At 62.0% G+C, this 24,713-nt stretch carries 24 protein-coding genes, 1 tRNA gene and 1 pseudogene; 15 read left to right on the plus strand and 11 right to left on the minus strand.

What is annotated here, in order from left to right; all coding sequences use genetic code 11:
- Positions 1-55: 55 nt before the first annotated feature.
- Positions 56-1,012 (minus strand): DMT family transporter, encoded by a 957-nt coding sequence (locus tag DS839_RS35325; RefSeq protein WP_162919014.1) that lies wholly within the window; start codon positions 1,010-1,012, stop codon positions 56-58.
- A 79-nt stretch (positions 1,013-1,091) separates the two neighbouring features.
- Positions 1,092-1,649 carry a translation initiation factor IF-3 gene (gene infC / locus DS839_RS35330; RefSeq protein ID WP_119275289.1) on the minus strand — a complete coding sequence of 186 codons (558 nt, stop codon included), beginning with the start codon at positions 1,647-1,649 and terminating at the stop codon, positions 1,092-1,094.
- Positions 1,650-1,766: 117 nt separating this feature from the next.
- Here infC and DS839_RS35335 point away from each other — a divergent pair, with 117 nt between their 5' ends.
- The 3 genes from DS839_RS35335 (at position 1,767) to DS839_RS35345 (ending at position 5,465) form a co-directional block, all read left to right on the plus strand.
- Entirely contained in the window at positions 1,767-2,534 is a 768-nt protein-coding gene (locus tag DS839_RS35335; protein ID WP_162919015.1) for an alpha/beta hydrolase, read from the plus strand.
- A gap of 176 nt (positions 2,535-2,710) precedes the next feature.
- Positions 2,711-3,538 carry a phytanoyl-CoA dioxygenase family protein gene (locus DS839_RS35340; RefSeq protein WP_119275263.1) on the plus strand — a complete coding sequence of 276 codons (828 nt, stop codon included), beginning with the start codon at positions 2,711-2,713 and terminating at the stop codon, positions 3,536-3,538.
- Positions 3,531-5,465 (plus strand): S9 family peptidase, encoded by a 1,935-nt coding sequence (locus DS839_RS35345; RefSeq protein ID WP_119275264.1) that lies wholly within the window; start codon positions 3,531-3,533, stop codon positions 5,463-5,465. Before DS839_RS35340 ends, DS839_RS35345 begins: the two co-directional genes overlap by 8 nt.
- Before the next feature lie 439 nt (positions 5,466-5,904).
- Here DS839_RS35345 and DS839_RS36805 read toward each other — a convergent pair whose 3' ends face one another.
- The gene (locus DS839_RS36805; RefSeq protein ID WP_162919016.1) at positions 5,905-7,188 is read right to left on the minus strand and encodes a hypothetical protein; all 1,284 of its coding nucleotides are present in this window, start codon (positions 7,186-7,188) and stop codon (positions 5,905-5,907) included.
- 86 nt (positions 7,189-7,274) lie between these two features.
- Positions 7,275-7,607, minus strand: a pseudogene (locus tag DS839_RS35365) (NAD(P)-dependent oxidoreductase); the annotation flags it as partial.
- A gap of 155 nt (positions 7,608-7,762) precedes the next feature.
- Between DS839_RS35365 and DS839_RS35370 the strand changes: the two are divergent.
- Both DS839_RS35370 and DS839_RS35375 read left to right on the plus strand, forming a co-directional pair.
- Positions 7,763-8,143 (plus strand): type II toxin-antitoxin system RelE/ParE family toxin, encoded by a 381-nt coding sequence (locus DS839_RS35370; protein ID WP_119275268.1) that lies wholly within the window; start codon positions 7,763-7,765, stop codon positions 8,141-8,143.
- A 74-nt stretch (positions 8,144-8,217) separates the two neighbouring features.
- On the plus strand, positions 8,218-8,463 hold the full coding sequence (locus DS839_RS35375) for a helix-turn-helix domain-containing protein (RefSeq protein WP_368912106.1): 246 nt from the start codon (positions 8,218-8,220) through the stop codon (positions 8,461-8,463).
- Positions 8,464-8,541: 78 nt separating this feature from the next.
- Here the strand turns inward: DS839_RS35375 and DS839_RS35380 are convergent, their stop codons facing one another.
- The 3 genes from DS839_RS35380 to DS839_RS35390 are packed head-to-tail and all read right to left on the minus strand — an operon-like array spanning position 8,542 to position 11,203.
- Positions 8,542-9,372 carry an SDR family oxidoreductase gene (locus DS839_RS35380; RefSeq protein ID WP_119275270.1) on the minus strand — a complete coding sequence of 277 codons (831 nt, stop codon included), beginning with the start codon at positions 9,370-9,372 and terminating at the stop codon, positions 8,542-8,544.
- Positions 9,373-10,485 carry a tRNA epoxyqueuosine(34) reductase QueG gene (gene queG / locus DS839_RS35385; protein ID WP_119275271.1) on the minus strand — a complete coding sequence of 371 codons (1,113 nt, stop codon included), beginning with the start codon at positions 10,483-10,485 and terminating at the stop codon, positions 9,373-9,375.
- Between the two features lie 34 nt (positions 10,486-10,519).
- On the minus strand, positions 10,520-11,203 hold the full coding sequence (locus tag DS839_RS35390) for a glutathione S-transferase family protein (RefSeq protein WP_119275272.1): 684 nt from the start codon (positions 11,201-11,203) through the stop codon (positions 10,520-10,522).
- A 136-nt stretch (positions 11,204-11,339) separates the two neighbouring features.
- Between DS839_RS35390 and DS839_RS35395 the strand changes: the two genes are divergently transcribed.
- Complete coding sequence (locus tag DS839_RS35395; protein WP_119275273.1) at positions 11,340-12,164, plus strand: undecaprenyl-diphosphate phosphatase; 825 nt, start codon at positions 11,340-11,342, stop codon at positions 12,162-12,164.
- Positions 12,165-12,171: 7 nt separating this feature from the next.
- Here DS839_RS35395 and DS839_RS35400 read toward each other — a convergent pair whose 3' ends face one another.
- Positions 12,172-13,161 carry a complex I NDUFA9 subunit family protein gene (locus DS839_RS35400; RefSeq protein ID WP_119275274.1) on the minus strand — a complete coding sequence of 330 codons (990 nt, stop codon included), beginning with the start codon at positions 13,159-13,161 and terminating at the stop codon, positions 12,172-12,174.
- 115 nt (positions 13,162-13,276) lie between these two features.
- On the opposite strand from DS839_RS35400, the gene DS839_RS35405 reads away from it, so the two are divergent.
- The 9 genes from DS839_RS35405 (at position 13,277) to DS839_RS35445 (ending at position 23,064) form a co-directional block, all read left to right on the plus strand.
- A tRNA-Leu gene (locus DS839_RS35405) sits at positions 13,277-13,361 on the plus strand.
- Positions 13,362-13,467: 106 nt separating this feature from the next.
- A complete protein-coding gene (locus DS839_RS35410; protein ID WP_119275275.1) occupies positions 13,468-14,079 on the plus strand; it encodes a ribonuclease D in 612 nt (203 codons plus the stop codon).
- The gene (gene lptC / locus DS839_RS35415) at positions 14,063-14,719 is read left to right on the plus strand and encodes an LPS export ABC transporter periplasmic protein LptC (protein WP_119275276.1); all 657 of its coding nucleotides are present in this window, start codon (positions 14,063-14,065) and stop codon (positions 14,717-14,719) included. The genes DS839_RS35410 and lptC overlap by 17 nt, the downstream gene beginning before the upstream one ends.
- Positions 14,716-15,231: an LptA/OstA family protein gene (locus DS839_RS35420; RefSeq protein ID WP_119275277.1), complete on the plus strand. Its 516-nt coding sequence runs from the start codon at positions 14,716-14,718 to the stop codon at positions 15,229-15,231. Before lptC ends, DS839_RS35420 begins: the two co-directional genes overlap by 4 nt.
- A 30-nt stretch (positions 15,232-15,261) precedes the next feature.
- A complete protein-coding gene (lptB, locus tag DS839_RS35425; RefSeq protein ID WP_119275278.1) occupies positions 15,262-16,119 on the plus strand; it encodes an LPS export ABC transporter ATP-binding protein in 858 nt (285 codons plus the stop codon).
- Positions 16,120-16,236: 117 nt separating this feature from the next.
- Positions 16,237-17,742 carry an RNA polymerase factor sigma-54 gene (gene rpoN / locus DS839_RS35430; protein ID WP_119275279.1) on the plus strand — a complete coding sequence of 502 codons (1,506 nt, stop codon included), beginning with the start codon at positions 16,237-16,239 and terminating at the stop codon, positions 17,740-17,742.
- 194 nt (positions 17,743-17,936) lie between these two features.
- A complete protein-coding gene (gene hpf / locus DS839_RS35435) occupies positions 17,937-18,518 on the plus strand; it encodes a ribosome hibernation-promoting factor, HPF/YfiA family (RefSeq protein WP_119275280.1) in 582 nt (193 codons plus the stop codon).
- 35 nt (positions 18,519-18,553) lie between these two features.
- Entirely contained in the window at positions 18,554-19,021 is a 468-nt protein-coding gene (gene ptsN, locus DS839_RS35440) for a PTS IIA-like nitrogen regulatory protein PtsN (RefSeq protein ID WP_119275281.1), read from the plus strand.
- Positions 19,022-19,272: 251 nt separating this feature from the next.
- Positions 19,273-23,064 (plus strand): autotransporter family protein, encoded by a 3,792-nt coding sequence (locus DS839_RS35445; RefSeq protein ID WP_119275282.1) that lies wholly within the window; start codon positions 19,273-19,275, stop codon positions 23,062-23,064.
- A gap of 58 nt (positions 23,065-23,122) precedes the next feature.
- On the opposite strand, the gene DS839_RS35450 is transcribed toward DS839_RS35445, so the two are convergent.
- From DS839_RS35450 to DS839_RS35460, 3 genes are all read right to left on the minus strand, one after another.
- A complete protein-coding gene (locus DS839_RS35450; protein WP_368912110.1) occupies positions 23,123-23,833 on the minus strand; it encodes an SDR family oxidoreductase in 711 nt (236 codons plus the stop codon).
- A 173-nt stretch (positions 23,834-24,006) separates the two neighbouring features.
- Positions 24,007-24,270 carry a DUF1150 family protein gene (locus tag DS839_RS35455; RefSeq protein ID WP_119275284.1) on the minus strand — a complete coding sequence of 88 codons (264 nt, stop codon included), beginning with the start codon at positions 24,268-24,270 and terminating at the stop codon, positions 24,007-24,009.
- A 3-nt stretch (positions 24,271-24,273) separates the two neighbouring features.
- Positions 24,274-24,699: an Hsp20 family protein gene (locus DS839_RS35460; RefSeq protein WP_119275285.1), complete on the minus strand. Its 426-nt coding sequence runs from the start codon at positions 24,697-24,699 to the stop codon at positions 24,274-24,276.
- Positions 24,700-24,713: the final 14 nt, after the last annotated feature.

Consider the following 24,713-nt stretch of genomic DNA (forward strand, 5'->3'; position numbering starts at 1 on the left):
GGAACCGATAGTTGGACCATGGCCCATATGAGCGGCTGGTGACGTTCTATCGGGTTTATGTCTCGTTGCCGCGCAAGGCGGTGCGCCGCGGCCTTTCGCGAATGGCGATGACGATACCGGCGAAGACGACGAGCCCGACGCCCGCCAGCGTCGAAAAGCCCGGCAGCTGGCTGAAGAACAGGAAGCCCCAGAGGATCGCCCAGGGCAGAGCGGTATATTCGAAGATCGCGGCGAGATTGGCTTCCGCCATGCGATAGCCCTGGCCCAGGCAATAGATGCCGATGGTCGCGGCGACCCCGCAGCCCAGCATGAGCAGGAGGTCGTGGGTCGAGGGCCAGATCCAGGCGCGGAGCAGGAAAGCGAGGCTCGGATGGCTCCATTGCGCGAACTCGCCCGAGCCGATGATGAGGCCGGCAAGCCCCGACAGCAGGAAGAACACGACATTCACATAGACCGACATGGTCGATGCCGATTCGGTGGCGCCGATATGGCGGCCGTGCAATTGGCCGAGCGCATAGCAGAAGGCCGAAGCCGCCGGCAGCACCACCGCCCATTCGAGCTGGCCGAGACCGTCCTTCATGACGATGACGACGCCGATGAAGCCTAAGATGACGGCGAGCCAGCGGATCTTCCCGACCTTCTCGCCGAGCAGCGGCCCGGCGAGGGCCGTGATGAACAAGGGGGCGGCAAAGGAGATGGCCACCGCCATGGCGAGGGGAAGGGCGGCGATGCCGAGGTAATAGAGCGTGTAGGCGAGGAAGAAGAGAGCGCCGCGCAGCATGTGAGCGGGAAGGCGCGGCGTGTTGAGGCGATGAAGTCCGGTCTCGAACCAGGCGATCAGCAAGGTGAAGGGCAGAGCCAGGAAGCTGCGGATGAAGACGATCTCATGCGCCGGATAGGTCGAGGAAATGCCCTTGATGATGAGATCCTGGAAGGTGAAGGCGAACACCCCGACGCACATGAACGCAACACCCCACAACTGGCGGCGGTGCGCATCTCTGTCATCGTTCATCTTGGTGGTTGCCCCAAATGAAGACCGCCCCATCGTGACGATGGAGCGGTCCACGTCTCCCCTTGCAATAACAGACGGGCTATTTCGGCGCCAGCACCATGACGATCTGGCGACCCTCGAAACGCGGTTCCGATTCGACCTTGGCGATCTCGACCGTGTCGCCCTTCACCCGGTCGAGCAATTGCCGGCCGAGCTCCTGATGCGCCATCTCGCGGCCGCGGAAGCGTAGCGTGACCTTGACCTTGTCGCCTTCCTCGAAGAAGCGCCTGACCGCTTTCATCTTCACGTCGTAATCGTGATCGTCGATCATCGGGCGCATCTTGATCTCCTTGATCTCGATGACCTTCTGCTTCTTGCGGGCTTCGTTGGCCTTTTTCTGTTCCTGATATTTGAACTTGCCGTAATCGAGGATCTTGGCGACGGGCGGCTTGGCATCGGGCGACACCTCGACCAGATCGAGGCCGGCTTCTTCGGCCATCATAAGCGCCTGACGGGTGGGGACGACGCCGCGATTCTCGCCCTGGGCGTCGATGAGGCGGACTTCGCGCGCCTCGATGCGGTTGTTGATCTTGTGGCCCTCTTCCTTGTTCGGCTGGGGCTGAGCCGAGCGGCTAGTGGCTGGCCGGCGGGGTGGTATGCTCAAGTGGTGGTCGTCTCCTTGATGGCGCTGGGGTATCCCAAAATCCCCCGGGGCGCTGTTGCGAGCCCTGTATAGACCGTGAAGATGGGGGGCAAGTCAAGGAGAGAGAAAAGAATGCTACAATTCGAAATGATGGAGGCTCGTCCCGGCATTCGGATTGCTCTTGAGCGGCATGAGCCCCGTCACCCCGATGACAGGAAGCCCGGATTCCTGTGGCTGGGCGGTTTCAATTCCGACATGACCGGCACCAAGGCGACAAGATTGATGGACTGGGCCCAAGCCGCCGACCGCTTCTTCATCCGTTTCGATTATTCGGGCCATGGCGCGTCGGAAGGGCGGTTCGAGGAGGGCACGCTGTCGCTGTGGCTCACGGAAGCGAGGATGGTCCTGGCGCTGGCCAGGGATCGCCCGATGATTCTCGTCGGATCGAGCATGGGCGGCTATCTGGCCCTGCTGCTGGCGAGGGAGAGCCCCGGTTCCATCAAGGGGCTCGTCCTGGTGGCCCCTGCGGCGGACATGACAGAGGCCTTGATGGAACCCGAGATCGCCGCCAATGCGGAAGCCCTGGGCGCCATCGCGCGGGACGGCGTGTGGCTGAGGCCCAGCCTCTATGGCGAGCCCTATCCGATCACCCGCACCCTCATCGAGGACGGGCGACAGCATCTCTTGTTGCCGCAAGGTCTCGATCTCGCTTGCCCCTTGCGCATCCTTCATGGCGATCGCGATCCCGATGTGCCCTGGCAGCATGGTCGCAAGACCTTCGATGCGATCCGCTCGCCCGATGCGCAATTCATCTTGATCAAGGATGGCGATCACCGCCTGTCACGTGATCAGGATATCCTGGCGATCCGGCGCGCCGCCGAGGAACTGGCGGCGGATTAGAGTCACTGTCCTGCTTGTCTTGATTCCGTCCGCCGCCCTTGTGTAAATTCGCAACATGATGTTCATGCCCACATTCCTCCCGCCGATCTGAACGGCCCAAGCCGTTCCGGCGCATCCGCGCCGATCAGATCAAAAAACGGCTCCGCTTATGCGGCGGCTGAAACGGAGAATGTGCAATGCCCAAAACCGATTCTATCGGCCTGACCTCCAGTCAGGTCCGGGCCTTCATCGACGATGGTTTCGTCAAAATCGAAAGTGCCTTCAGCACCGAGCTTGCGCAGCAATGCAGGGACGAGCTGTGGGCGGATATTGACCTGTCGCCGGACGCGCCCGAAAACTGGATTCGACCCGTTGTCCGTGTGGCGTCCAAGTCTTCGCCTCCCTTCATTGCAGCTGCCAACACGCCGGACTTGCACAAGGCCTATGATCAACTCGTCGGCGTGGACCGTTGGCTTGCGCCCAAGGGCCTCGGAACCTTTCCGATCCGCTTTCCGTCAGCAGAATCTCCGGGTGACGATGGCTGGCATGTGGACATGAGTTTCGGCGACAATCCCGCAGATTTCATGGAATGGCGGGTCAATGTGAAGAGCAGCGGACGGGCATTGCTGATGCTCTTCCTGTTCTCCGATGTCGGGTCCGATGATGCGCCCACGCGGATACGCAAGGGTTCGCATGCCGCCATTGCGCGGCAGTTGCTGCCCTATGGCCAAGCGGGCGCGACGCTCAGGCAGCTCTCTGCCACGGGCTACGTTTCCACGGAAGAGTGTGAGGTTGAACGGGCGACGGGCCCGGCAGGCACGGTCTATCTGTGCCATCCATTCCTTGTCCATGCCGCGCAACCCCACCAAGGGACACGTCCCCGCTTCATGGCGCAGCCGCCATTGCTGCCGAAAGGCGAATTTGATCCGGCGCTGCCGCCCGCGCCGGTTCAGATCGCCATCCGCCAGGCTTGCGGGCTGACATTTCCAACCCGTGAACCTTTGCAAGGAGTTCGCCATGACTGAAGCGCATGAATCCGAGCTGCTTCCGCGTCACCTGATTTTTGCAAACCCCGAACGCAGCGTCGTCCGCCTGAGCCCGGATGGCACGCGGATCGCTTTCCGCGCGCCCGTCAACGGTGTCCTCAATCTCTGGGTTGCGCCGCTTGGAGATGTGACCAAAGCACAGCCCGTGACCGATGTGGCCGACCGCAATCTCGGCCCATGGATTCTCTGGATGCACGACAACCGCCATATCGTGTTTTTCCGCGAGCAGGGCGGTGACGAGAACTGGCGCGCGTGGCGGATCGATCTTCGGACCGGCGATATCCGGTCGCTGACGCAGGGTCCCGGCGTGACCTGCTACATTCAGCAGGATTCACCTCATTTCCCCAGCGAATTGCTGATCGGGCACAATGAGCGGGACAAGCGGTATTTCGACATCTGGCGCGTGAATGTCGCGACCGGGGACAGCGCGTTGCTGCACGTCAATGACGGCTTCGTGGGATATTTCAGCGACCGGCAACTCAATGTGCGTTTTGCCGCCCGGCAGGCCGACAATGGCGATCTCGACTATCTGCAACGCGGCCCGAATGGAGATTGGAACCCGGTCACCCATATCGCGGCCGAGGATACGTCCGGGGTTCGTCCCGTCGAGTTCAGTGACGACGGAAGCGAGCTTTACTGGCTGGACAGCCGCGGTCGAGATACCGCGGCAGTCGTTGTCCAGAATATGGAAAGCGGCGCGCTCCGGGTGCTGGCCGAAGATCCCCGCGCCGATTTCACCGATCTCCTGCTGGATCCCGTCGCCCAGCGGCCGATCGCGGCAAGGAATGTGGTCGAGCGCGCCCGGTGGCATGTGCTGGACCCGGAGTACAAGGCGGATTTCGATTATCTCACCCGGCTATTGCCGGGCGACCTCTTTGTCACCGGCATATCGCAGGACCGGCGGAGCTGGATTGCCGCCTATGCCTTTGACGACGCGCCGCTGGAATATTTCCATTATGATCGCGACAAGCGGCAGGTTCGAAGGCTGTTTTCTTCAGCCCCGGCGTGGGAGAACGTGGGCTTTACGAAGATGGAGTCCGTCGTCGTCCGCGCGCGCGACGGACTCGAGCTTGTCTGCTATCTGTCTCGCCCGCGAAACGCGCCAAGCGGTGAGCGCCTGCCGATGGTGCTCCTGGTGCATGGCGGTCCCTGGGCGCGGGACCATTGGGGTCTCATTCCCGATCACCAATGGCTCGCCAGTCGGGGATATGCCGTGCTGAGCGTGAACTACCGGGGATCTACCGGTTTCGGCAAGGCGTTCGTCAATGCCGGCAATTTCGAATGGGCCGGCAAGATGCACGACGATCTGATCGATGCCGTCGACTGGGCGATTGCCGAAGGCATCGCCGATGCCGGCCGGATCGCGATCATGGGCGCGAGCTATGGCGGCTACGCCACGCTGGTGGGGCTCACATTCACGCCGGAGAAATTCGCCTGCGCCGTGGACATCGTCGGCATCTCGAATCTCGTGACGTTTCTCGACACGATTCCGGACTATTGGGTGACATGGAAATCCGAGTGGAAGGTGCGGCTGGCCGACTACACTACCGAGGCCGGCCGCCGTTTCCTCGAGGAGCGCTCGCCATTGAATCATGTGCATCGCATCGTGCGGCCATTGCTGATCGGTCAGGGCGCCAATGACGTCCGGGTGAAGGCCGCGGAATCCGAGCAGATCGTCGCGGCGATGCAGCGGCAGGGCATCCCGGTGACCTATGTCTTCTATCCCGATGAGGGCCATGGCTTCGGCAGGCCGGAAAATCGGCGCTCCTTCGCCGCCGTGGCGGAAGCCTTTCTCGCAACTCATCTCGGCGGGCGCTGTCAGCCTGTCGGCGACGACTTCGAGGGATCGACGATCGAATTCAAGGCCGGACGCGATCTCGTTCCCGGCTTGGATGATGAGGCGTAACAGTCATACTGGCGTCAGGCTTCGGCCTTGCGCGCTCCAGTGGGATCTTGTTGCATTGTGCGCTACCTTATTCGTGTTCAGGATTTACACCGCTTGCCCGAGGTTTCGCATCCTTGCTCAATCGACGAATACATCAAATCTCCTCGGGCCAGGCAGATCGTGTATCGCAGCTCTCCGGGCACACTCGATTTCGGGCTTCATTTCCCGTTCTATTATTTCTAGTTCCTCGGGCGTGAACTTGTCGCGCCACCAGCCGGACTGAGCTCTTACGGCCGCATGCATCTTTTCAAACCAATTATTGGCATTAACTGGCTCTTGATCAGCAGGAGTCCTTGGCGAGTTCAATGTCCACCTCCTGAGGAGTGGGAAGGTCGCGGAACGATCATTATCGGCTGCGATGTGCCTCCCCTCTGCGGAAATTGAATCAACCATCCAGGGTTCATCGTGGCCCGCCATAGGAGTATGGCATTTTCCGGATCTCAAGGTCACGGAGCGCGCGTACGAGATTATTCCGCTCTGTGGGCTTTGAGAGGTCTCGCCCGGCAAAAGCTCCCCTGAGTCCTGTGATACTATTGGCGGTGGCTTTTATCGCGCCGTCTCCCACTTCGAACGGGATTGTTGGTCCAATACTGGAGTGTCCACCATCGACGGCATTTCCTTGCGAGGCCGCCTGGGATTCATCGCTTTGACCCATCAACGCCAGTCCGGCCCCTGCAGCTGCGAGGCTATTGAATTGGATGATTTTTCTAAGCTCCGGATACCTGTAGACATACTCCCTTATGCGGGCGGCAGTCTTCGGCGCTATCGTCTTAAAGTAATTCGGATCTACCATATAGGCGCGGATCGCTTCCGCCATCCTTTCTCGGTCAACGAGGTGCCGCCCTCGGTAGCCATAATCCTGCGGCCTCACTAAATTGGCTGTGCGCTCTTCACCCGTCCTCAAAGCGCTGTAGTTAAAATCCAACTCCTTCCCCAGGCCTTTTGTTGGAATTTGTCCAGCGAGGGCATCTACGACGTGGCTAACCTCATGAGCCGTGGCTATCTCCATCTGGTCTTTGGGCAGTGTGTCCAGAACCTTCATTCTCATTGGCCGGCCCAGCATCAGATGGGTTTCTCCCAGGTTTCCCGGTCCGAGCTGGCTGCTCGGAACCTTTTCCACTGGTCCTTGGATGCCATATTCTCCAACGCGCTGGATATCGATAGGAGTCAGGGCATGGTCGGGCTCGTCGGCTCGTGCTCTTCCCGCGACATAAATAGCCTTCAATGGTCTGCCTTCAATATCTCTCTTGATATCCCCGTTCCGATACAACTTTGGACGATTGGGATAATCTTCGAAGAGAGAGCGCTGAGGTTTTGGCTTCGGATTAAAGAGACGATTGACGGGCAATTTCCTCGCAGGCGGCAGACCGGCCATCGCGCCTGCTGTCAACCCATCATTAATACGGCCTTCACCAAGCGCTCGTCCCGTGTCGTAGGCTTGAAGCAACGCTCCCACGGGCGTGAACTCGAGTGCTTCTGTCAACCGATCACTGTATTTCTTCCTTCCAGGGTCTTCACCATAGAGATTCCGGTATATCGCATCGGCCAAGCGCTCGCGGGCTGTCGGTACACGGCTTCGCCACAGTCCCGTCCCAATCGGAGATTTCTTGCTGATTGGAAAATCGGCGCGCGCGGCGAGGTCGGGTGGCAGCAGATCTGATAGGTCTTTTGGGTAATCGTTCATTCATCCAAACTCCAAATCTGCTGTTATGTACGCTCTTGACGTATAAATGTCAACGAAATAAACGTATATACGTAATTGGCGCAGAGCTAGGCTGACAAATCCACGAGCAACGCGGTGAGTCCTTCGCGATAAGTAGGATAGATCAGCTCGTAGCCGAGCTCGTCCTTGATGCGCCGGTTCGAGACGCGTTTCGATTCGGCATAGAAGCTTCGGGCCATGGGCGTGAGATCGGCGTCATCGAACGCGATCTCAGGCGGTGCTGGGACTTTCAGAAGCTCGGCCGCGAAAGTGACGACGTCCTGCGGTGGGCAGGGCTCGTCGTCACAGACATTGTAGGCCCGGCCCGGATGCGGCTTTGCGATCGAGGCCGCGAGGACGCCGGCGATATCCGCGACATGGATGCGGCTGAAAATCGGGCCCTTCGTGCTGTCCCATCAGTGCCTTGAACAGCCGCAAAAAAGGCCTCTTGAAATATCTAAAAACTTTGATAAATGCATTCGTGCGCGAATTAAAAGCGCGAATCAATGGAAACGGAGAAAGAACATGAGACAGGACTTAGCGACAGGAAAGAAAAATGGCCGACCGAGATATCAACTGGGTTCGGTCCTCGTATGAGGATCTATTGGAATTCCCCGACGACGCGATAAACGCCGCCGGGTTTCAACTAAGGAAGGTTCAACAGGACGAGGAGCCGGATGACTGGAAGCCGATGCCGAATGTCGGACCAGGTGTGCGAGAGATAAGAATCTTCGCCGAAGCCGGTGCTTACCGGGTCATGTATGTCGTGAAGATCGCGGGCTTGGTCCATGTTCTTCACTGCTTCCATAAGAAGACGGAACAGACGTCGCAGCGGGACATTGAAAAGGGGCGGGCGGCGTATCGTGAGGTTGAGGCGGCTATGGCAGCTGCCCGTAAGATGAAGAAGACGACGAAGGGTCGTCGAAAGAAAGAATGAGGTTTGATGTGGGTCGCATAACGACCGGGAGTGTTTGGAACGCTCTGATCAAAGATCCAGTCGAAGCGCGGAGAATGGAAAGGAAATCCGTGCTCCTGATGAAGGTGCAAGAGCGACTGAAAGCCAAGAAGTGGACCCAGGTAGAGGCCGCTCGCCACTTGGGCGTTGGACAATCGCGAGTCTCCGATATTCAGCAGGGAAAAATCCACCTGTTTTCAATGGAAATGCTGATCGATTTCCTCGAGAAGCTCGGCCAGCCGGTCGAACTTACCTTTCCGAAGCGCGGTAAATCCAAGACGAACAATCTCGAGCACGCCTGACATTCCTATGTGAATTGATACGGGCACGTGGAATCGGCTTCGTAGTCGAAGGGTTATCAGCTGACATCCGGCAGCGGACTATCTGGACAACGTCGCGAGCAACGCCTTGAGCCCCTCGCGGTAGCTCGGGTAGATCAGCCTGTAGCCGAGCTCGTCCTTGATGCGCCGGTTCGAGACGCGTTTCGATTCGGCATAGAAGCTTCGGGCCATGGGCGAGAGATCGGCGTCATCGAACGCGATCTCGGGCGGTGCCGGCACGTTCAGAAGCTCGGCCGCGAAAGTGACGACGTCCTGCGGCGGGCAGGGCTCGTCGTCGCACACATTGTAGGCCCGGCCCGGATGCGGCTTTTCGATCGAGGCCGCGAGGACGCCGGCAATATCCGCGACATGGATGCGGCTGAAGATCTGGCCCCGCTTCACGATGCGCTTCGCCGTGCCGTCGCGAAGCGCCACGAGCTGGTTGCGTCCCGGACCATAGATGCCGGCCAGGCGGAAGATGTGAAGCGGCAGGCCGAGCTTCCGCCACGCCGTCTCGGCGGCAAGCCGGCGCTCGCCGCGCGCCGTCGAGGGCGCCAGCGGCGATGTCTCATCCACCCATTCGCCGTGGCGATCGCCATAGACGCCGGTGGTCGAAAGATAGCCCACCCAGCGCAATGACGGAGCGCGCCGCGCCAGGTCGTCGCGGTGGCAGGTGAGAACGGGATCTCCGCTCTCGCCTGGCGGCACCGAGATCAGGAGATGGGTGACGCCGTCGAAGACGGCATTGGGAAGCGGCCTCGTGCCGTCGAAGGCGATGGCGCCGTCATCGCCGGAGCGGCTGGTGCCGGTGATGGTCCAGCCTTGCGGCGCGAGGCGCAGCGACAGGGCTAGCGCCGAGTAACCGAGACCGAAGCAGAAGAGATGGGACATTCAGGCCTTCTGCCATTCGGCGCTGACGGCGTCATCTGTTTCCTGGACAGCATGCCTGGCGCGCAAGACCGCGAAGTCGGCAGCGGGCAGCAGGCGGGCGAGCGCCCATACCGCCATGGCGCGTACCAGAGCGGAAGGATCGTCGAGCCGCCGCTCTGCTTCCTTGGCCAGCGACCGGTCACCCGAATTTCCGATGGCGATCAGCACATTGCGGATGAAGCGATCGCGACCGGTGCGCTTCACGGGTGAGCCCGAAAACAGCTTGCGGAAGGCCTGGTCATCGAGGCGGGCGAGATCGGCGAGCTTGGGCGCCACCAGGTCGTCACGCGCCTGAAGCTTTGACTCGCGGGCAGTTTGGGCGAATTTGTTCCATGGGCACACCGCCAGACAGTCGTCACAGCCATAGATGCGGTTGCCGATGCTTTCGCGGAATTCGCGGTCGATATGGCCCTTATGCTCGATGGTGAGATAGGAGATGCAGCGGCGCGCATCGAGCTGATAGGGCTTGGGGAAAGCCCTGGTCGGGCAGATATCGAGGCAGGCGCGGCATGAGCCGCAGTGATCGCTTTCAGGCGCGTCGCGGGCGAGCTCCGCCGCGCTCAATATGGCGCCCAAAAAGAACCAGGAGCCGAGCTCGCGCGAGACGAGATTGGTGTGCCGGCCCTGCCAGCCGAGGCCCGCGGCCTCGGCCAAGGGCTTCTCCATCAAGGGTGCCGTGTCGACGAAGACCTTGACGCCTTGCCCCGTCTCGCGCGCCAGCCATTGCGCCAGATGCTTGAGCTTGCCCTTGACGACGTCGTGATAGTCGCGCCCCAGCGCATAGACGGAGATGACGCCTGAGTCCTTGGCCTCGAGCCTCTGCAGCGGATCGATGTCGGGCGCATAGCTCATGGCGAGCATGATGGCCGAGCGCGCCGCGGGCCAGAGCGCCAGCGGATCGGCGCGCCGTTCGGCCGTTTCCTTGAGCCATCCCATGTCGCCTTGGTACCCGAAGGACAGAAACTCCTGAAGCCGCTGACCGGCCTTTGCGGCGGCCGACGGATCGGCGATGCGCAATTGGGCGAAGCCTTCTGCACGGGCCTTCAGGCGCAGTCTGTCTTCGAGCGCTGTCATGACGCCCGATTATACCAAAGACGCCGAAGAGATGTCAGAAGTCGAGATCGGTGTAGGACTGGGAGGGCGGGATGCCGCGCACGACGTCGGCGAGCAGCGGGCGGAAGGAGGGCCTGGATTTCAGCCGTTGGAACCATGCCTTTGCGGAAGGAAAATCAGCCCACGGAACATCGCCGATATAGTCGATCGCCGAGAGATGCGCGGCGGCGGCGAGATCGGCGAGCGAAAGATTGTCGCCGGCGAGCCAGTTGCGGCCGTCGGCGAGCCGGCCGATATAATCGAGATGGGCCTTGAGCAGGTCGAGCCCTTTGCGCACCCGCGGCATCTCGGGCGATCCGCCGCCATGCTCGCGCGGCATGAAGCGGCGGATGACCTTCTCGGTCAGCACCGGCTCGGCGACCTCGGCATAGAATTTGGTGTCGAACCAGCCGACCAGCCTTCGCACCTCGGCCCGCCCCTTGGCATCGCCCTGGATCAGGGCGATGGCGCCGTTGCGCGTCTCCTCGAGATATTCGCCGAGCGCCTCGACGCCATTGATGGCGCTGCCGTCGTCCTCGACGAAGACCGGCAGCGTCGCCGCCGGGTTGAGCTTGTAGAGCTCGGGAGACGGCGCCCAGGGCTGCTCGTCGCGCAATTCGACCGCGGTACCATATTCATTCAAGGCAAGGCGTATGCGGCGGGAATAGGGATCGAGCGTGAAATGGTGCAGACGAGGCATCAGGACCCTTGGAAAGACTACGTAAAGACAGCGGCCAAATACCGCGCCGCCATTGCCGTGCCGTCAGTCGGCATATAGAACCCTCGGGCTCAGGCGGCAAGCGATTCTCGGGGAAGCTCATCCGACAGGTCTGGTTATGCCTATTGAACAAATCATCCTTCTCGCCCTGATCCAGGGCATCACTGAATTCCTGCCGATTTCGTCCTCCGGCCATCTCATCCTGGCGCCGGCGCTTTTCCATTGGGCCGATCAGGGCGTTCTCACCGACATCATGACCCATATGGGCTCGCTCCTCGCCGTCCTCGTCTATTTCTGGCGCGACGTGGTGGCCATGCTCCGCGGGTCACTCGATGCGCTCAGGGGACGGATTACCGCCGAAGGGAGGCTTGCCTTCTATGTGGTGATCGGAACCATTCCGATCATTTTGGTCGGCGCCTTTCTCAAATTCACCGGCCTCAGCGACCAGCTGCGCAGCGTGACCCTCGTCGCCGTGAACGCCATCGTCTTCGGCATCCTCATGTATATCGCCGATGCCTATGGGCTCATGCGCCGGAAGGTCTCGGACATGACATGGGTCCCGGCTGTCATCGTCGGTTGCGCTCAGGCGCTGTCGCTCAATCCCGGCACCAGCCGGTCCGGCATCACCATGACGGCGGCGCGCGGCCTGGGCTTCGAGCGTCCGGAAGCGGCGCGCTTCTCCTTCCTGCTTTCGATACCGGCGACGGCGGCGGCGGGCCTTCTCATCATCGGCGATGCGCTCGAGCGCGGTGTGGCGATCACCTGGGATTCAATCATTTGCGGCGCGCTCACTTTCGTGGTCGCCTTCGCGACCATAGCCTTTCTCATGCAGCTTCTGCGCCGCATGAGCTTCCTGCCCTTCGTGATCTACCGGATCGCGCTCGGCGTGATCCTGCTCGCTTTGATCTATTGGGGCTTTCCGCTGAGCGTGGCGAGCACCTGAGCTGGATTCAGAAAGCCGGCGCCGAGAACTCGCCCGCCTTGCGATAGCGATAGAGATAGGCCGGTACGATCGCTTCGATGCCGCGCGGCGTGATGCCGAGGCCCTCGAAGGTGCGGTGCTCGGCCGTGGCTTCCGCGCTGACCACATTGTCGGTCTTGAGCAGCTCGACCTGATCGGTGGTGAGGAGCGGCTTGGGCAGGAGCTCGAGGATCATGGCCTGGACCCTGGCCACCGGCCAGGGCAGGGGAACGAGGAGGCGCTTACGCCCGACGGTCTGGAGGGTGAATTCCATGAGCTCGCGGAAGCTCATCACCTCAGGCCCGCCCAGCTCGTAGGTGCGTCCGGAAGCTAGGCCCGCATCGATGAGGCGGGTCACTGCCTCGGCAACGTCGCCGACGAAGACCGGCTGGAATTTGGTGGTGCCGCCGCCAATGAGGGGAAGCGCCGGCGAAAAGCGGGCCATGGCGGCGAAACGGTTGAAGAAATTGTCCTCAGGCCCAAAGACGATCGAGGGCCTGAGCACGATGGCGCCGGGGAAATTGGCACGGGCGCGCTGCTCACCCGCGGCCTTTGTCTTCGCATAGGCGCTCGGGGAATGGGCGTCGGCACCGATCGCCGACATCTGGATGAACATCTTGGCGCGTGCCGCCTTGGCCGCCCTGGCGGACGCCTCGGCGCCAAAGACATGAATGGCATCAAAGCTTTGCGCCCCGGCGCTAGTGAGGACGCCGGTCAGGTTGACGACCGCATGGGCGCCTTCCGAGACGGCGGCGAGGGAATCCGGATAGCGCACATTGGCCTGGACCGGCATGATCTGGCCCGGTACACCCAAAGGCTGCACATAGCCGGCGAGATCGGGCCTGCGGCAGGCGACCCGGATGCGATACCCCCGCTTCGCCAGGCTGCGCACGATGTGCCGGCCGAGGAAGCCGGAGCCGCCAATGAGGGTGATCAGGGTCTCGGAAGGGGCGAGGGTCAAGGCCGTCAAATCCATCATGTTGGCGGGATTTGGGCTTTTTACCGGGGGGTCCCGCCTTTGCAAAGCCCAAATCACCCGGCACAAGCCGATCAGTTGACACTGACGCATAGGGTCATTTATGAACCCCCGCAATGCCCAGATGGCGGAATTGGTAGACGCACTAGTTTCAGGTACTAGCGCTGAGAGGCGTGGAGGTTCGAGTCCTCTTCTGGGCACCAATTTGCACTCCCCGAGCTTCGGCCCGGCGAGCCCGTTATCTGACCGAAACGACATTGAGACATTGGGCAGCCGCGTGACGGGTGATGCGCGGCGATCGATTGACGGATGGCGATAAAAATCTACAAGGGTGATTTGCCGGCGGGGCTCGACCTCGGGTCCGAGATCGCGATCGATACCGAAACGCTCGGTCTCAATCCGCTGCGCGACAAATTGTGCGTCGTGCAACTATCCTCGGGCGACGGCAATGCCCATCTGGTCCAGCTCGATCGCTCGACCTACGAAGCGCCCCGCCTCAAGGCGCTGCTTGAGAATCGCCAGGCGCTCAAGATCTTCCATTTCGCGCGTTTCGACGTCGCCACGCTCAAGCATTATCTGGGCGTCGAGACGGGGCCTCTCTACTGCACCAAGATCGCATCCAAGCTCACCCGCACCTACACCGATCGGCATGGCCTCAAGGATCTCGTCAAGGAGCTGCTCGGCATCGAGATCAACAAGCAGCAGCAAAGCTCCGACTGGGGCGCCCATGTGTTGAGCGATTCGCAGAAGCAATATGCCGCGCAGGACGTTCTCTACCTGCACGAGCTGAAATCCAGGCTCGATCAGATGCTCGAGCGCGAAGGGCGCAAAGGCCTCGCCCGGGCCTGTTTCGATTTCGTGCCGGTGCGGGCCGAGCTCGACCTCATGGGTTGGACGGAAGACGATGTCTTTGCGCATTGACGCCGTACATCGCGTGCCGCGCGGCCGCACCGCCAAGGCTGCCGCGCGCGCCCGCTTGGCGCCTTATGTGTCGGGCGCCTTCGCTGGCGTGGTCGTGCTCCTGCTCCTGATCTTCCTCTATCAGACCGGCGCATTCACGTCCGCGCCCAAGCCCGTGGACCAGACCGCCGTTTCGCACGATCAGGTGACGGTCGTCGATTCCACCATCACCGGTCTCGACAGCCAGAACCGGCCCTATTCGATCTCCGCCAGGAACGCGGTCCAGGACAAGGACAAGCCCAACTTCATCGCGCTCGACGAGGTCTCGGGCGCCACCAACCGCACCAACGGCGAAGCGATCACGTTCGAGTCGAAGAAAGGGCTCTACGATTCCGACGTCAAGACGCTCGATCTCGACACCGACGTGGTGGTCAAGTCGGCCGGCCGCTTCACCGCGCGCATGGACAAGGCCCATGTGGTCGTCGGCGAGAAGCGGCTGACCAGCAATGTTCCGGTGGCCGTCGAGCTCACCACGGGCACGATCAATGCCAATGGGGTGGAAATAACCAATGATGGCAACAATATATTGTTCCTGAACGGTGTTAAGGCACACTTCACGAACACCAAGACGAACACCAAGTCGCAAGGAGACGACCAATGATCCTTCGTGCCAGCCTAGCTGTACTTTCCGTGCTTGCCGGTCTGGCCCTGGCTCAGCTCCCGGCCACAGCCCAAGCCGTCGACACCAAGCCTGCGGAAGCCAAGACGCCGAAGAATGTCGATATCGAAGCCGATCAGATGGAGATTCTCGATCAGCAGAAGAAGGCGGTTTTCAAGGGCAAGGTGAAGGCGGTGCGCGGCAAGGTGACGCTCACCTGCGACACGCTCGATGTGACCTATACCGAAGAGCCGAACGCTCAGGGCGAGAAGAAGACCGAGGTCACCTTCCTCGATGCCGCCGGCAATGTGGTGATCGTCAGCGGCACCCAGACGGTCACGGGCCGGACGGCCCATATGGACGTCAAGGCCAACAAGCTCACCGTGAAGGGCGGCGCCAAGGTGGTGCAGGGCAAGACGGTGATGAATGGCGAGCAGCTCTTCGTCGATCTCAACACCAACCGCAGCGAGTTGACCGGCGGGCGGGTCAAGGGCAGCTTCGTGCCCGGGCAGTGACAGATCATGTTTCACCCAATATTAATCTAAATGGGCGGTAATCAGGTGACGCAGAACGGTGAGGCAATGACGGCCGTGCGGCCCCGCAAGCAGGATTTGGCTTCAGGGCGCGGCCATCGGATGGTGGAGCGGGCGCCTCAGCCCCGCTCGCGCGATCTGCCGCCGGATGACGGGCTGGTTGCCATAGGGCTCCGCAAGAGCTTCGGGCGCCGGCCGGTGGTCAGGGGGGTCAACCTCTCCGTCAGGCGTGGCGAGGCCGTGGGGCTGCTTGGACCCAATGGCGCCGGCAAGACGACGGTGTTCTACATGATCACCGGCCTCATCGCCGCCGACCAGGGCACGATCAGCCTCGACGGGACGGATATCACCACCCTGCCCATGTATCAGCGGGCGAGGCTCGGCATCGGATATCTGCCCCAGGAAAGCTCGATCTTTCGCGGTCTCACGGTTGAGGACAATATTCGAGCCGTGTTGGAGCTCCACGAGCCCAACCGCAAGCGGCGCGAAAGTGAGTTGCGTGAGTTACTCGATGAGTTTTCCGTCTCGCATCTACGGCATTCGCCAGCTGTGGCGCTATCTGGCGGTGAGCGTCGCCGCGTGGAAATCGCCCGCGCCCTTGCCACCCACCCGCAATTCATGCTCCTCGACGAGCCCTTCGCCGGAATTGATCCGATTGCGATCGGTGATATTCGCCAGCTGGTGCGACAGCTTACCGCTCGGGGAATCGGGGTGCTTATTACGGATCACAACGTCCGCGAAACGCTCGAGCTCATCGACCGCGCCCTCATCATCCATGAGGGCGAGGTCCTGACCGAGGGCACGCCTTCGGAAATCGTCAACAATCCCGATGTGCGGCGCTTCTATCTCGGCGAAGGTTTCAGCCTGTAAAGCTGCGGTTTTAGTGCATTTTAAGACCGTGTATGCTACGCCCGGGCCTATGAGGGCGCATCCCGATCCGCAATGGGAATGTTCCCCCAAATTTGAGAGGCAGGGAAGGAGCGCTACGTGGCGCTGTCACCGCGACTAGAGCTGAAACAGGGCCAGTCCCTGGTCATGACGCCGCAATTGCAGCAGGCGATCAAGCTTCTGCAAATGTCCAATCTCGAGCTGCAGGCTTTTGTCGAAAGCGAGCTCGAGAAGAATCCTTTGCTCGAGCGTGACGAGAAGCGCGAGGCGCAAGGGCCTGGCGCCGAAGCGCAGGAACGCGATGTCGCCAGCGCCATGAAGGACGGCGCCAGTGCCGAGGAACGGCTCGCCACCCTCGATACCGATCTCGACAACGTCTATCAGGGCGAGAGCCGCGCCGATGCCGCCAATCGCGCCGGCGCGGCGCCGGCCGATTCCGGCTGGGCGTCGCTCAAACCTTCACGCGCCGTATCGCTCGATCAGGATGAGCTCGATATCGGCGCCACGCTCAGCCGCGAGAAGACGCTGGCCGAGCATCTGACCGAGCAATTGATGCTGACCATTGCCGATCCGGCCGACCGGCTGATCGGGCAGAATCTGATCGGCATGGTGAACGAAGCGGGCTACCTCACCAGCGACCCGGCGCAAGTGGCCGAGATGCTGGGCACCGACATCGCCCATGTCGAGCGCGTGCTCGGCGTTCTTCAGGGTTTCGATCCCGCCGGCGTTTTTGCCCGCGACCTGAAGGAATGCCTGATGCTGCAGCTCAAGGAGCTGGACCGGCTCGATCCGGCGATGCGGACCCTCGTCGAGCATCTCGATCTGGTCGCCAAGCGCGATTTCGCCGGACTCAAGTCGCTGTGCAAGGTCGATGCCGACGACATCCGTGACATGATCGCCGAATTGCGCCGCCTCAATCCCAAGCCCGGCCACGTCTTCGGCGCGGATCCGGTGCAGCCGGTGGTGCCGGATGTGTCGGTGCGGCCCGCACCCGACGGCACCTGGCTGATCGAGCTCAACAACGACACGCTGCCGCGCGTTCTCGTCAACAACCGCTACATGGTGCAGGTCTCGCGCGGGCCCATGCGCGATCAGGACAAGACCTATCTGTCCGAATGCCACGCCAATGCCACCTGGCTGGTGCGCAGCCTCGACCAGCGCGCCAAGACGATCCTGAAAGTGGCGCGCGAGATCGTGCGCCAGCAGGATGGGTTCCTGGTCCATGGCGTCCAGCAACTGCGGCCGCTCAATCTGAAGACGGTGGCGGATGCGATCGAGATGCACGAATCGACGGTGAGCCGCGTCACCTCGAACAAATACATGGCCACACCGCGCGGCATCTTCGAGCTCAAATATTTCTTCACCACCGCGATCGGCGGGGCCATGGGCGGCGAGGCCCATTCGGCCGAATCCGTGCGCCATCGCCTGCGCGAGATGATCGAGCGCGAGACCAAGGCGAACATCCTCTCGGACGACACGCTGGTCGAGATGCTCAAGGCCGAGGGCATCGACATCGCCCGCCGAACGGTCGCTAAATATCGGGAATCCTTAGGCATTCCATCATCGGTGCAGCACCGGCGGGAAAAGAACGCCTTCGGTTCGTAAGCCTCCCTTTGAGCCGCCGAATAAGGTTGACTTCACTTCCGCCCGCGACTAGTTTCCGCGCCGTTTTAGAGGGGGCTGGTCCTCTCTGACATAGCGGCAGCCGAAAGACGGTCATAGAAGCTTTTCGGCAGTTGACGCCGGACGCCGCACCGCCCACATTGGATGGGCCAAGTCGATAAACACTGTCAGGTAAAATGCAGGTCAAGATCACTGGCAAAAATCTGGACATTGGCGCAGCTTTGCGGGCGCATATCGAGAATCGCCTTTTCGATATCGCCGAGAAGTATTTCAACGGCACCGTCTCGGGGCATGTCACGCTCGAGAAGCAGCGTTCGCAGTTCACCGCCGATTGCACGCTGCATCTCGCGACCGGTCTCGTTCTTCAAGCCCATGGTCACGGTTCTGAAGCCATGCCGTCCTATGACAAGGCGGCTTCCCATCTCGAGAAGCAGCTCAGGCGCTACAAGCGCCGGCTCAAGGATCACAATGACAGCCGCGTCGAGCCGGTACGTCGGCGCGCTGCCGCCGACTACGTCATTGCGAGCGCAGGAGAGCACGATGCCGAGGAGCCGAAGGATCTCAATCCTGTCATCATTGCGGAAAGTTCCGCCGACGTGCCGGAACTTTCGGTGGGCGAGGCCGTGATGCAACTCGACATCTCGACCGGCCAGTTCCTGCTGTTCCGCAACGCGCGTGATGGCGGCCTCAATGTCGTCTATCGCCGGCCCGACGGCAATATCGGGTGGATCGATCCTCATCTCGGCGCGGCTCCCTGAGCCTCACGCGCGCGCAACAAGGAAATACGAACATCATGAACCTCGCCGAGATCATCGATTCTCAATCCATCCTGCCGTCGCTCAAGGTGCAGAGCAAAAAACAGCTCCTGCAGGAGATCGCCCATGCGGCCGGCAAGCTGACCGCGATCGATCATCGGGTGATCTTCGAGACGCTGTTGCAGCGCGAGAAGCTCGGCTCCACCGGCTTGGGTCACGGCATCGCCATCCCGCATGGCAAGATACCGACGCTGACGCGCGTCTATGGGTTGTTCGCGCGCCTCGCGGCGCCGGTCGAATTCGATGCCGTCGACAATGAGCCGGTCGATCTCGTCTTCCTGCTTTTGGCGCCCGAGCATGCCGGCGCCGATCACCTGAAGGCGCTCGCCCGCATCTCGCGGTTGCTGCGCGACCACGACGTGGTGGCGAAGCTGCGCGGCACCGACACGGCCGAGGGCCTCTACGCCATCCTCACCGAGCCCGCCGCGACCCCGCACGCCGCCTAGAGCCCCTCCAGCCCGGTCATCCTGGATGAGCGCGTTTCCCGTCTGTTTCGTGCAAATGCCGTGCATTGTGGCTTGCCCCATGTGATGTTTCGGCAACAGCGCGGACAAATCCGCCTGGAGCCAAATTTTCCACTGCTGATTGAATTTATTTAAGGTAATATCCAGGGCGGTATTTCTTGGGGGGAGAACGCCGCCAGCGCGCATCCCTGGGTGTGGCTGTTTTCCGGCGTCTCAGACGACGGGGGTTACTCATGCGCCGCAATTCGCTGACGTCGCTGTTGTCGACGACCTCTCTGGCGGCGTTTGCCGTGCTCGCGGGCACTGCCACCGTCGACCGGACTGCATGGGCCATCGACACATTCATCATCACGGACACCTCCACGCCGCAAACGATCGCCGGAAATGGCGACACTCTGACGGTGACCGGCGGCGCCGAACTCGAGGTGTCCACGGCTACGGCCGTTACCATGAGCAATAACAACACGTCGCTTACGGTCGGCCTGACCACAGGCACACCCCCGAATGTCGGGGCGGGCACGGTGACCGGCATAGGACAAAGCGCGGTGCTGGCCAACGCCTTCACCGGGATGAACATCCTGGTCAACAGCAACGGCACGATCCGCGCCGACGCGGATGCCACGTCGGCCACTATCGAGGTGCTGCCGGGCGCCGGCCTCGACATCGACAACCACGGCACCATCGCGAATCTGGGCGCGACCACCGGCGCCAATGCCATCCATATCGCCGGCAGCGCCACGGTATCGATCGACAACACGAAGCTCGATCCCGGCGATCCGACGCCCACGATCAGCGCCGCGGCGGCCGCGGCCATCCATCTCGTCGGCTCCGGAACCGTGACCGGCGCCATCACCAATGACGGGCTCATCGTGACCGGCAATCAGAATTTCTATGGGGGCGGCGCCATTCGCTTCTTGAACTCCACCTTGACCGGCGGCGTCACCAACAACGTGACGGGCGTCATCCAGGGCGATGCCGGCGGCAGGGGCATCGAGTTCGCGGGCACCGGCAGCAGCGCCGATATCAGCAATGCCGGCACCATCACCCAGGTGAATGGCGGCACCGACGGCCAGGGGATTTTCTATTTCCTGGATGCGACGAGCACGGTGACGAACAGCGGCCTGATCCAGGCCAGCGCCACCGGCTCCGATTCGGGTGCGATCGTTTTCGACTCGCTCGCCAACGTGACCGGCGCCGTCGACAACCAGGCGGACGGCGTCATCCGCGCCACCGGCCAGGGCGCCAGCGCCATCAGCTTCGAGGCCGGCGCCTCGCTCTCGGGCGCCATCTCCAATGCCGGCACGATCGAGGTGACCGACGCGACGGGCCCTGCCGACGGCTTCGCCATCAAGGCGGACAGCATTGACGGCGCGGCGCTCAGCATCGCGAACACCACCGGCGGCCTGATCCGGGGCGCCGGCACGACCGGCGGCGCCATCGCCGTGCTCAGTCCTGACGTCGCCGTCAACATCACGAATAACGGCTTCATCACCAACGCGTCGAGCAATGGAAACTCGCGCGCAATCAATGTCGACGGGTCATTCGGCACGGGCATGGTGACGATCGACAACCAGAACGGCACGATCAGCAACACCGGCTCGGGCACCGCCGCCATCGAGATCTTGGGGGGCGCTGCTTTCACCATCAATAACGGTTTGGGCGACGGCCTCGGCGCCATCGTTGGCGGCAGCGGTCGGGCTGTACTCATCACCAGCGGCACCGGCGACATCACCAACAATTCGGTCATCACCAGTGCGGCCGGCGGGGGCACGATCTTCATCGAGTCCATGGAAGGATCGATCGTCAACCAGTTTTTCGGAACGATCCAGCACACCGCATCGAACGGAACAGCCGTGTTTTTGAACGGCACGCTTGCCGGTGATGGCGTGCTCGACAATGCGGGCATCATCCGCGGCGGCACTGGCGGCAATCTCGAGTTTCTGGGCACCGCCGACAACGGCCGGGCCATTTTCGCCGATATCGGCACGGCCACCACCATCATCAACCGGGACACGGGGATCATTTCCGGCAGCGTCTCCATCGGCCACGGCACGTTCACCATCGAGGGCGGCATCATCAACGGCAATATCATTGGTCTGTCCGGCTCGAAGGTCGATTACGACCTCGCCGCGGTGACGCTGGAGACGACGCCGGGCGATGGCGGCTTCAACCCGCTGACCGGCCCATTCGGCTTCGAGACCAACGGCATCCATTCACTCAATCCCAACTCCGGCCCATCGTCGATCAACGTCAATAGCGGCGCGCTGTTCGTGCATCAGAACATGCAGGCGGCGGATTTTCTGATCGCCGCGGGCGCGGTGATGCGGCTCGATGACAATGTGACAGTCCAGGTGGGGCTTATCCCGGGCTCGGGGTTCGACAATAACGGCCTGCTGTTCGTGGCGGGCGGCGACACGGCGACGATCTCCGCCCCGGTCTCATCGGCGGGAGCCGGGAACATGCTGGGCTTCGGCATCGCGCATCCGACGGCGGGCGCCGCGACTTATGGCAAGCTCAACGTCAACAGCTTCCTCGGCATCACCCAAGGCGACCTCGTCACCGACACCGATACCAGCATCCGCATCTATAACGACTTCCTGGGCTTCACACCGGCGGCGACAGGGATCGTGCTGGCCGATGTGGAGGACGATCTCACCATCGATGGCGCGACGAATGTCGCCGGCACGCTGGCGGACATGGACACGGCCTATAACGACACGCTGACGCTGCGGTTCATCGCCTATGTCGGCGGCCCCGACGATAACGACCTGCTGCTCGACGTGATTCGCACGCCGCTCGACGCTGCTTCATTCGGCCTGACGCCGAACCAGCGCAATGCGGCGAGCGCGCTCGAAAGCATCGGCCAGAACGGCAACGCCTCGGGCCAGCTCAACGCGTTCCTGGGCCTGCTCGACAGCATCACCGAGGAGGACGAGCTCGCCAATGCGCTGGAGCAGACGCTGCCGATCGCCAATGGCGCGGCTCTCATGGGCTCGGTGATCGCCTTCGATTCGGTGCTGCAGTCGATCGACTCGCGGCTTGCCGGTCTCAATCCCGGCAGCAGCGGCAACGAGATGGCCATGGCGGCGGAGCTCGCCCGCGGCACGCGGGTCAGTCCCGCTGCGGATGTCGTCGAGCCCTATGCGCCGCAAAGCGCGCTGTGGGTCCGCATCGGCGGTGGTACGGGCGAGCAGGATGAGCAGGACGGGCCCGGCGGTCCGGTCGCGGGCTGGGATGGCGACAGCTGGTATGGCGTGGTCGGCGCCGATGCCGAAGTGAGCCAAGGCCTGCGCCTCGGCGCCACGCTGGCCTATGTCGACAGCACCTTCGATGGCGACGATGTCAACGACTCCAGGCTCGAGATCCAGAGCTACCAGGGCTCGCTCTACGGCGCCTGGGAGAGCGATGGCTGGTGGGCAACGGGCGTCGTCGGCGGCGGATGGAACGACTATGACGGCAGGCGCTCGATCGACGTTTCGACGCCCGGCGGCGATTTCAGCGACACCAAGACGTCGGACTATGACGGCTGGCAGGTGACGGCGAGAGCCATGGTGGGCACGGTGATCGGCGATGTGGCGGGCCCGAACATCGCGCCCTTCGTCAGTCTGCGCTACAGCTATATCGACATCGGCGCCTATGACGAAGACGGCGACAGCGACGAGGGCTTGAGCCTCGAGGTGGACGATCAGGATTATGAGCAGCTCCTGCCCGGCATCGGCGTCAGGCTCGCGGCACCCATCATCGGCGATGGCCATGCGGTGGTGCCGTGGCTCAGGGCGAGCTACCAGTATGATGTCATCGGCGATCGCCAGGTGACGACCTCGACCTTCGGCGGCGATCTGGGCGCGCCGCAGGCGAGCTTCGTGACCAAAGGTGTGCGGCCCGGCCGCGACGTGCTCAATCTCGGCGGTGGATTGAGCTTCTTCTCGTCGGATGCGCTCTCGGCGGCGCTCAGCGTCGATTGGGAGGATCGCGAGGATTACGATAGCTGGTCGGGTTTCGGCGAAGTGCGCTTCGCGTTCTAGGACCTGGGTTCGGCTGTTGCCAGAATCAAGGGCCGTCCCGGTTCGGCCAGCCTCACCGTCAGAAGGGCGTGGACGAAATACTGAGGCCGCCGCAGACATTGAGAGTCTGGCCGGTGATGAAGGATGCATCATCGGAAAGCAGGAAAGCCACCGCCGCTGCGACGTCGGCCGGCGCTCCGATGCGGCCGACGGGAATCGAAGCAAGGATAGTGTTCCTGCGCGGGCTGTCGGGTGGAAAATTTTTATCGAACATCGCCGTGGCAATCGGTCCCGGCGCGACCGCATTCACCGTTATTCCGTCGCGCGCCAGTTCAAGAGCCCAGCTTCGGGTCGCCGAGACGAGCGCGCCCTTGATCGCGCCATACACTGACAGGCCCGCCAATCCCAGCGCCGCCCGGCTGCCGATGTTCACGATCCTGCCGCGTCCCTTGGTTCGCATTCCGGGAACGATGGCTTGAGCGAGGAGAATTGCGGCGCGCAGATTGGTATCGACCATCCGGTCGAGCTCGGCCATTGCAATTTTTTCCAGGACGGCGCGTTCTCCCGGTGCGGCGTTGTTCACGAGGTTGTCGACTGAATGTTCGGCGCAGAGCTTTTCCAGCACCTTCCCGAGCGCCTTGGCGTCGCTGAGGTCGACGGAATAGCTCACCCCGGGAAAGTCCTTCCCCGGATATGAGCGAGACAGGTTGATGAGTTCATGCCCCTCTCGGGCCAGTCGTTCGGCTATGGCCCGGCCAATCCCGCGCGAGGCTCCAGTCACAAGCGTCACCGGACTCAATATGCTCTCCCATGCGATCGAGTTGACCCGTGCCCCTCGGACTAGCCTCGGGAAGGTCGCATTTGCTGCGAAGTATTGTCAACCGAGCGATGCCGGACGAGGACAAAGGAAAACGCCCTTCCGATCTCTCGCAAGGGCGTTTTGCTCTCCGGAATTTGAAATTGTCAGTGGACGGTGACGGGCGTCAGCTCGTGCTCACGCGCAGCCGCGAAGGCGGCCTCGACGCTGGCCGAAATCGACATCGGGGTGCCGTCGGCGCCATAGAGGCAGTAGAGCCTGATGTCTCCGGGCACGTTGATCTGGGGCCCGAGAAGCTTGGCGGCGTGGTCGGGCTCGATTTCACGGATATAGCCCAGGGCACCATTGCCCAGCACGGCCAGCTCTTCGGTGGCGACTTCGAGTTTCTTTTCGGTTTCGGGTCCGGTCATGGCTCAGACTCCTTTTATGTCGATCTTACGCACGATCCTTTGTGGTTCGGGCCGCTCGAGATCGATGGCGAGCAGGCCGCTTTCGAGTTGCGCGCTCTTCACCTCGACACCCTCCGCCAGGACGAAAGCACGCTGGAACTGGCGGGCGGCGATGCCGCGGTGGAGGTAGGCGCGGGACCCGTCGTCAACCTGACGGCCCCTAATCATGAGTTGGTTTTCCTCGAGCGTAATTTCAAGCTCGTCGCGCGAGAATCCCGCGACCGCGAGGGTGATGCGGAATTTTTCGGGAGCGTTTTCGCCGCGCGCCACCCTTTCTATGTTGTAAGGCGGATAGCCGTCATTGGCCGATTTCGCGGCCCTGTCGATAATGCGCTCGAAATCGTCGAATCCGAGCAGATAGGGGCTGGAAAACAGCGAAACGCGAGTCATGACGGGCCCTTTTG

Source organism: Taklimakanibacter deserti (assembly GCA_003574785.1).

Coding starts and splice junctions, on each gene's coding strand:
- DS839_RS35325 (WP_162919014.1), bottom strand. CDS start 1,012: ATGAACGATGACAGAGATGCGCACCGCCGCCAGTTGTGGGGTGTTGCG.
- DS839_RS35335 (WP_162919015.1), top strand. CDS start 1,767: ATGCTACAATTCGAAATGATGGAGGCTCGTCCCGGCATTCGGATTGCT.
- DS839_RS35340 (WP_119275263.1), top strand. CDS start 2,711: ATGCCCAAAACCGATTCTATCGGCCTGACCTCCAGTCAGGTCCGGGCC.
- DS839_RS35345 (WP_119275264.1), top strand. CDS start 3,531: ATGACTGAAGCGCATGAATCCGAGCTGCTTCCGCGTCACCTGATTTTT.
- DS839_RS36805 (WP_162919016.1), bottom strand. CDS start 7,188: ATGAACGATTACCCAAAAGACCTATCAGATCTGCTGCCACCCGACCTC.
- DS839_RS35370 (WP_119275268.1), top strand. CDS start 7,763: ATGGCCGACCGAGATATCAACTGGGTTCGGTCCTCGTATGAGGATCTA.
- DS839_RS35375 (WP_368912106.1), top strand. CDS start 8,218: ATGGAAAGGAAATCCGTGCTCCTGATGAAGGTGCAAGAGCGACTGAAA.
- DS839_RS35380 (WP_119275270.1), bottom strand. CDS start 9,372: ATGTCCCATCTCTTCTGCTTCGGTCTCGGTTACTCGGCGCTAGCCCTG.
- queG (WP_119275271.1), bottom strand. CDS start 10,485: ATGACAGCGCTCGAAGACAGACTGCGCCTGAAGGCCCGTGCAGAAGGC.
- DS839_RS35390 (WP_119275272.1), bottom strand. CDS start 11,203: ATGCCTCGTCTGCACCATTTCACGCTCGATCCCTATTCCCGCCGCATA.
- DS839_RS35395 (WP_119275273.1), top strand. CDS start 11,340: ATGCCTATTGAACAAATCATCCTTCTCGCCCTGATCCAGGGCATCACT.
- DS839_RS35400 (WP_119275274.1), bottom strand. CDS start 13,161: ATGATGGATTTGACGGCCTTGACCCTCGCCCCTTCCGAGACCCTGATC.
- DS839_RS35410 (WP_119275275.1), top strand. CDS start 13,468: ATGGCGATAAAAATCTACAAGGGTGATTTGCCGGCGGGGCTCGACCTC.
- lptC (WP_119275276.1), top strand. CDS start 14,063: ATGTCTTTGCGCATTGACGCCGTACATCGCGTGCCGCGCGGCCGCACC.
- DS839_RS35420 (WP_119275277.1), top strand. CDS start 14,716: ATGATCCTTCGTGCCAGCCTAGCTGTACTTTCCGTGCTTGCCGGTCTG.
- lptB (WP_119275278.1), top strand. CDS start 15,262: ATGGGCGGTAATCAGGTGACGCAGAACGGTGAGGCAATGACGGCCGTG.
- hpf (WP_119275280.1), top strand. CDS start 17,937: ATGCAGGTCAAGATCACTGGCAAAAATCTGGACATTGGCGCAGCTTTG.
- ptsN (WP_119275281.1), top strand. CDS start 18,554: ATGAACCTCGCCGAGATCATCGATTCTCAATCCATCCTGCCGTCGCTC.
- DS839_RS35445 (WP_119275282.1), top strand. CDS start 19,273: ATGCGCCGCAATTCGCTGACGTCGCTGTTGTCGACGACCTCTCTGGCG.
- DS839_RS35455 (WP_119275284.1), bottom strand. CDS start 24,270: ATGACCGGACCCGAAACCGAAAAGAAACTCGAAGTCGCCACCGAAGAG.
- DS839_RS35460 (WP_119275285.1), bottom strand. CDS start 24,699: ATGACTCGCGTTTCGCTGTTTTCCAGCCCCTATCTGCTCGGATTCGAC.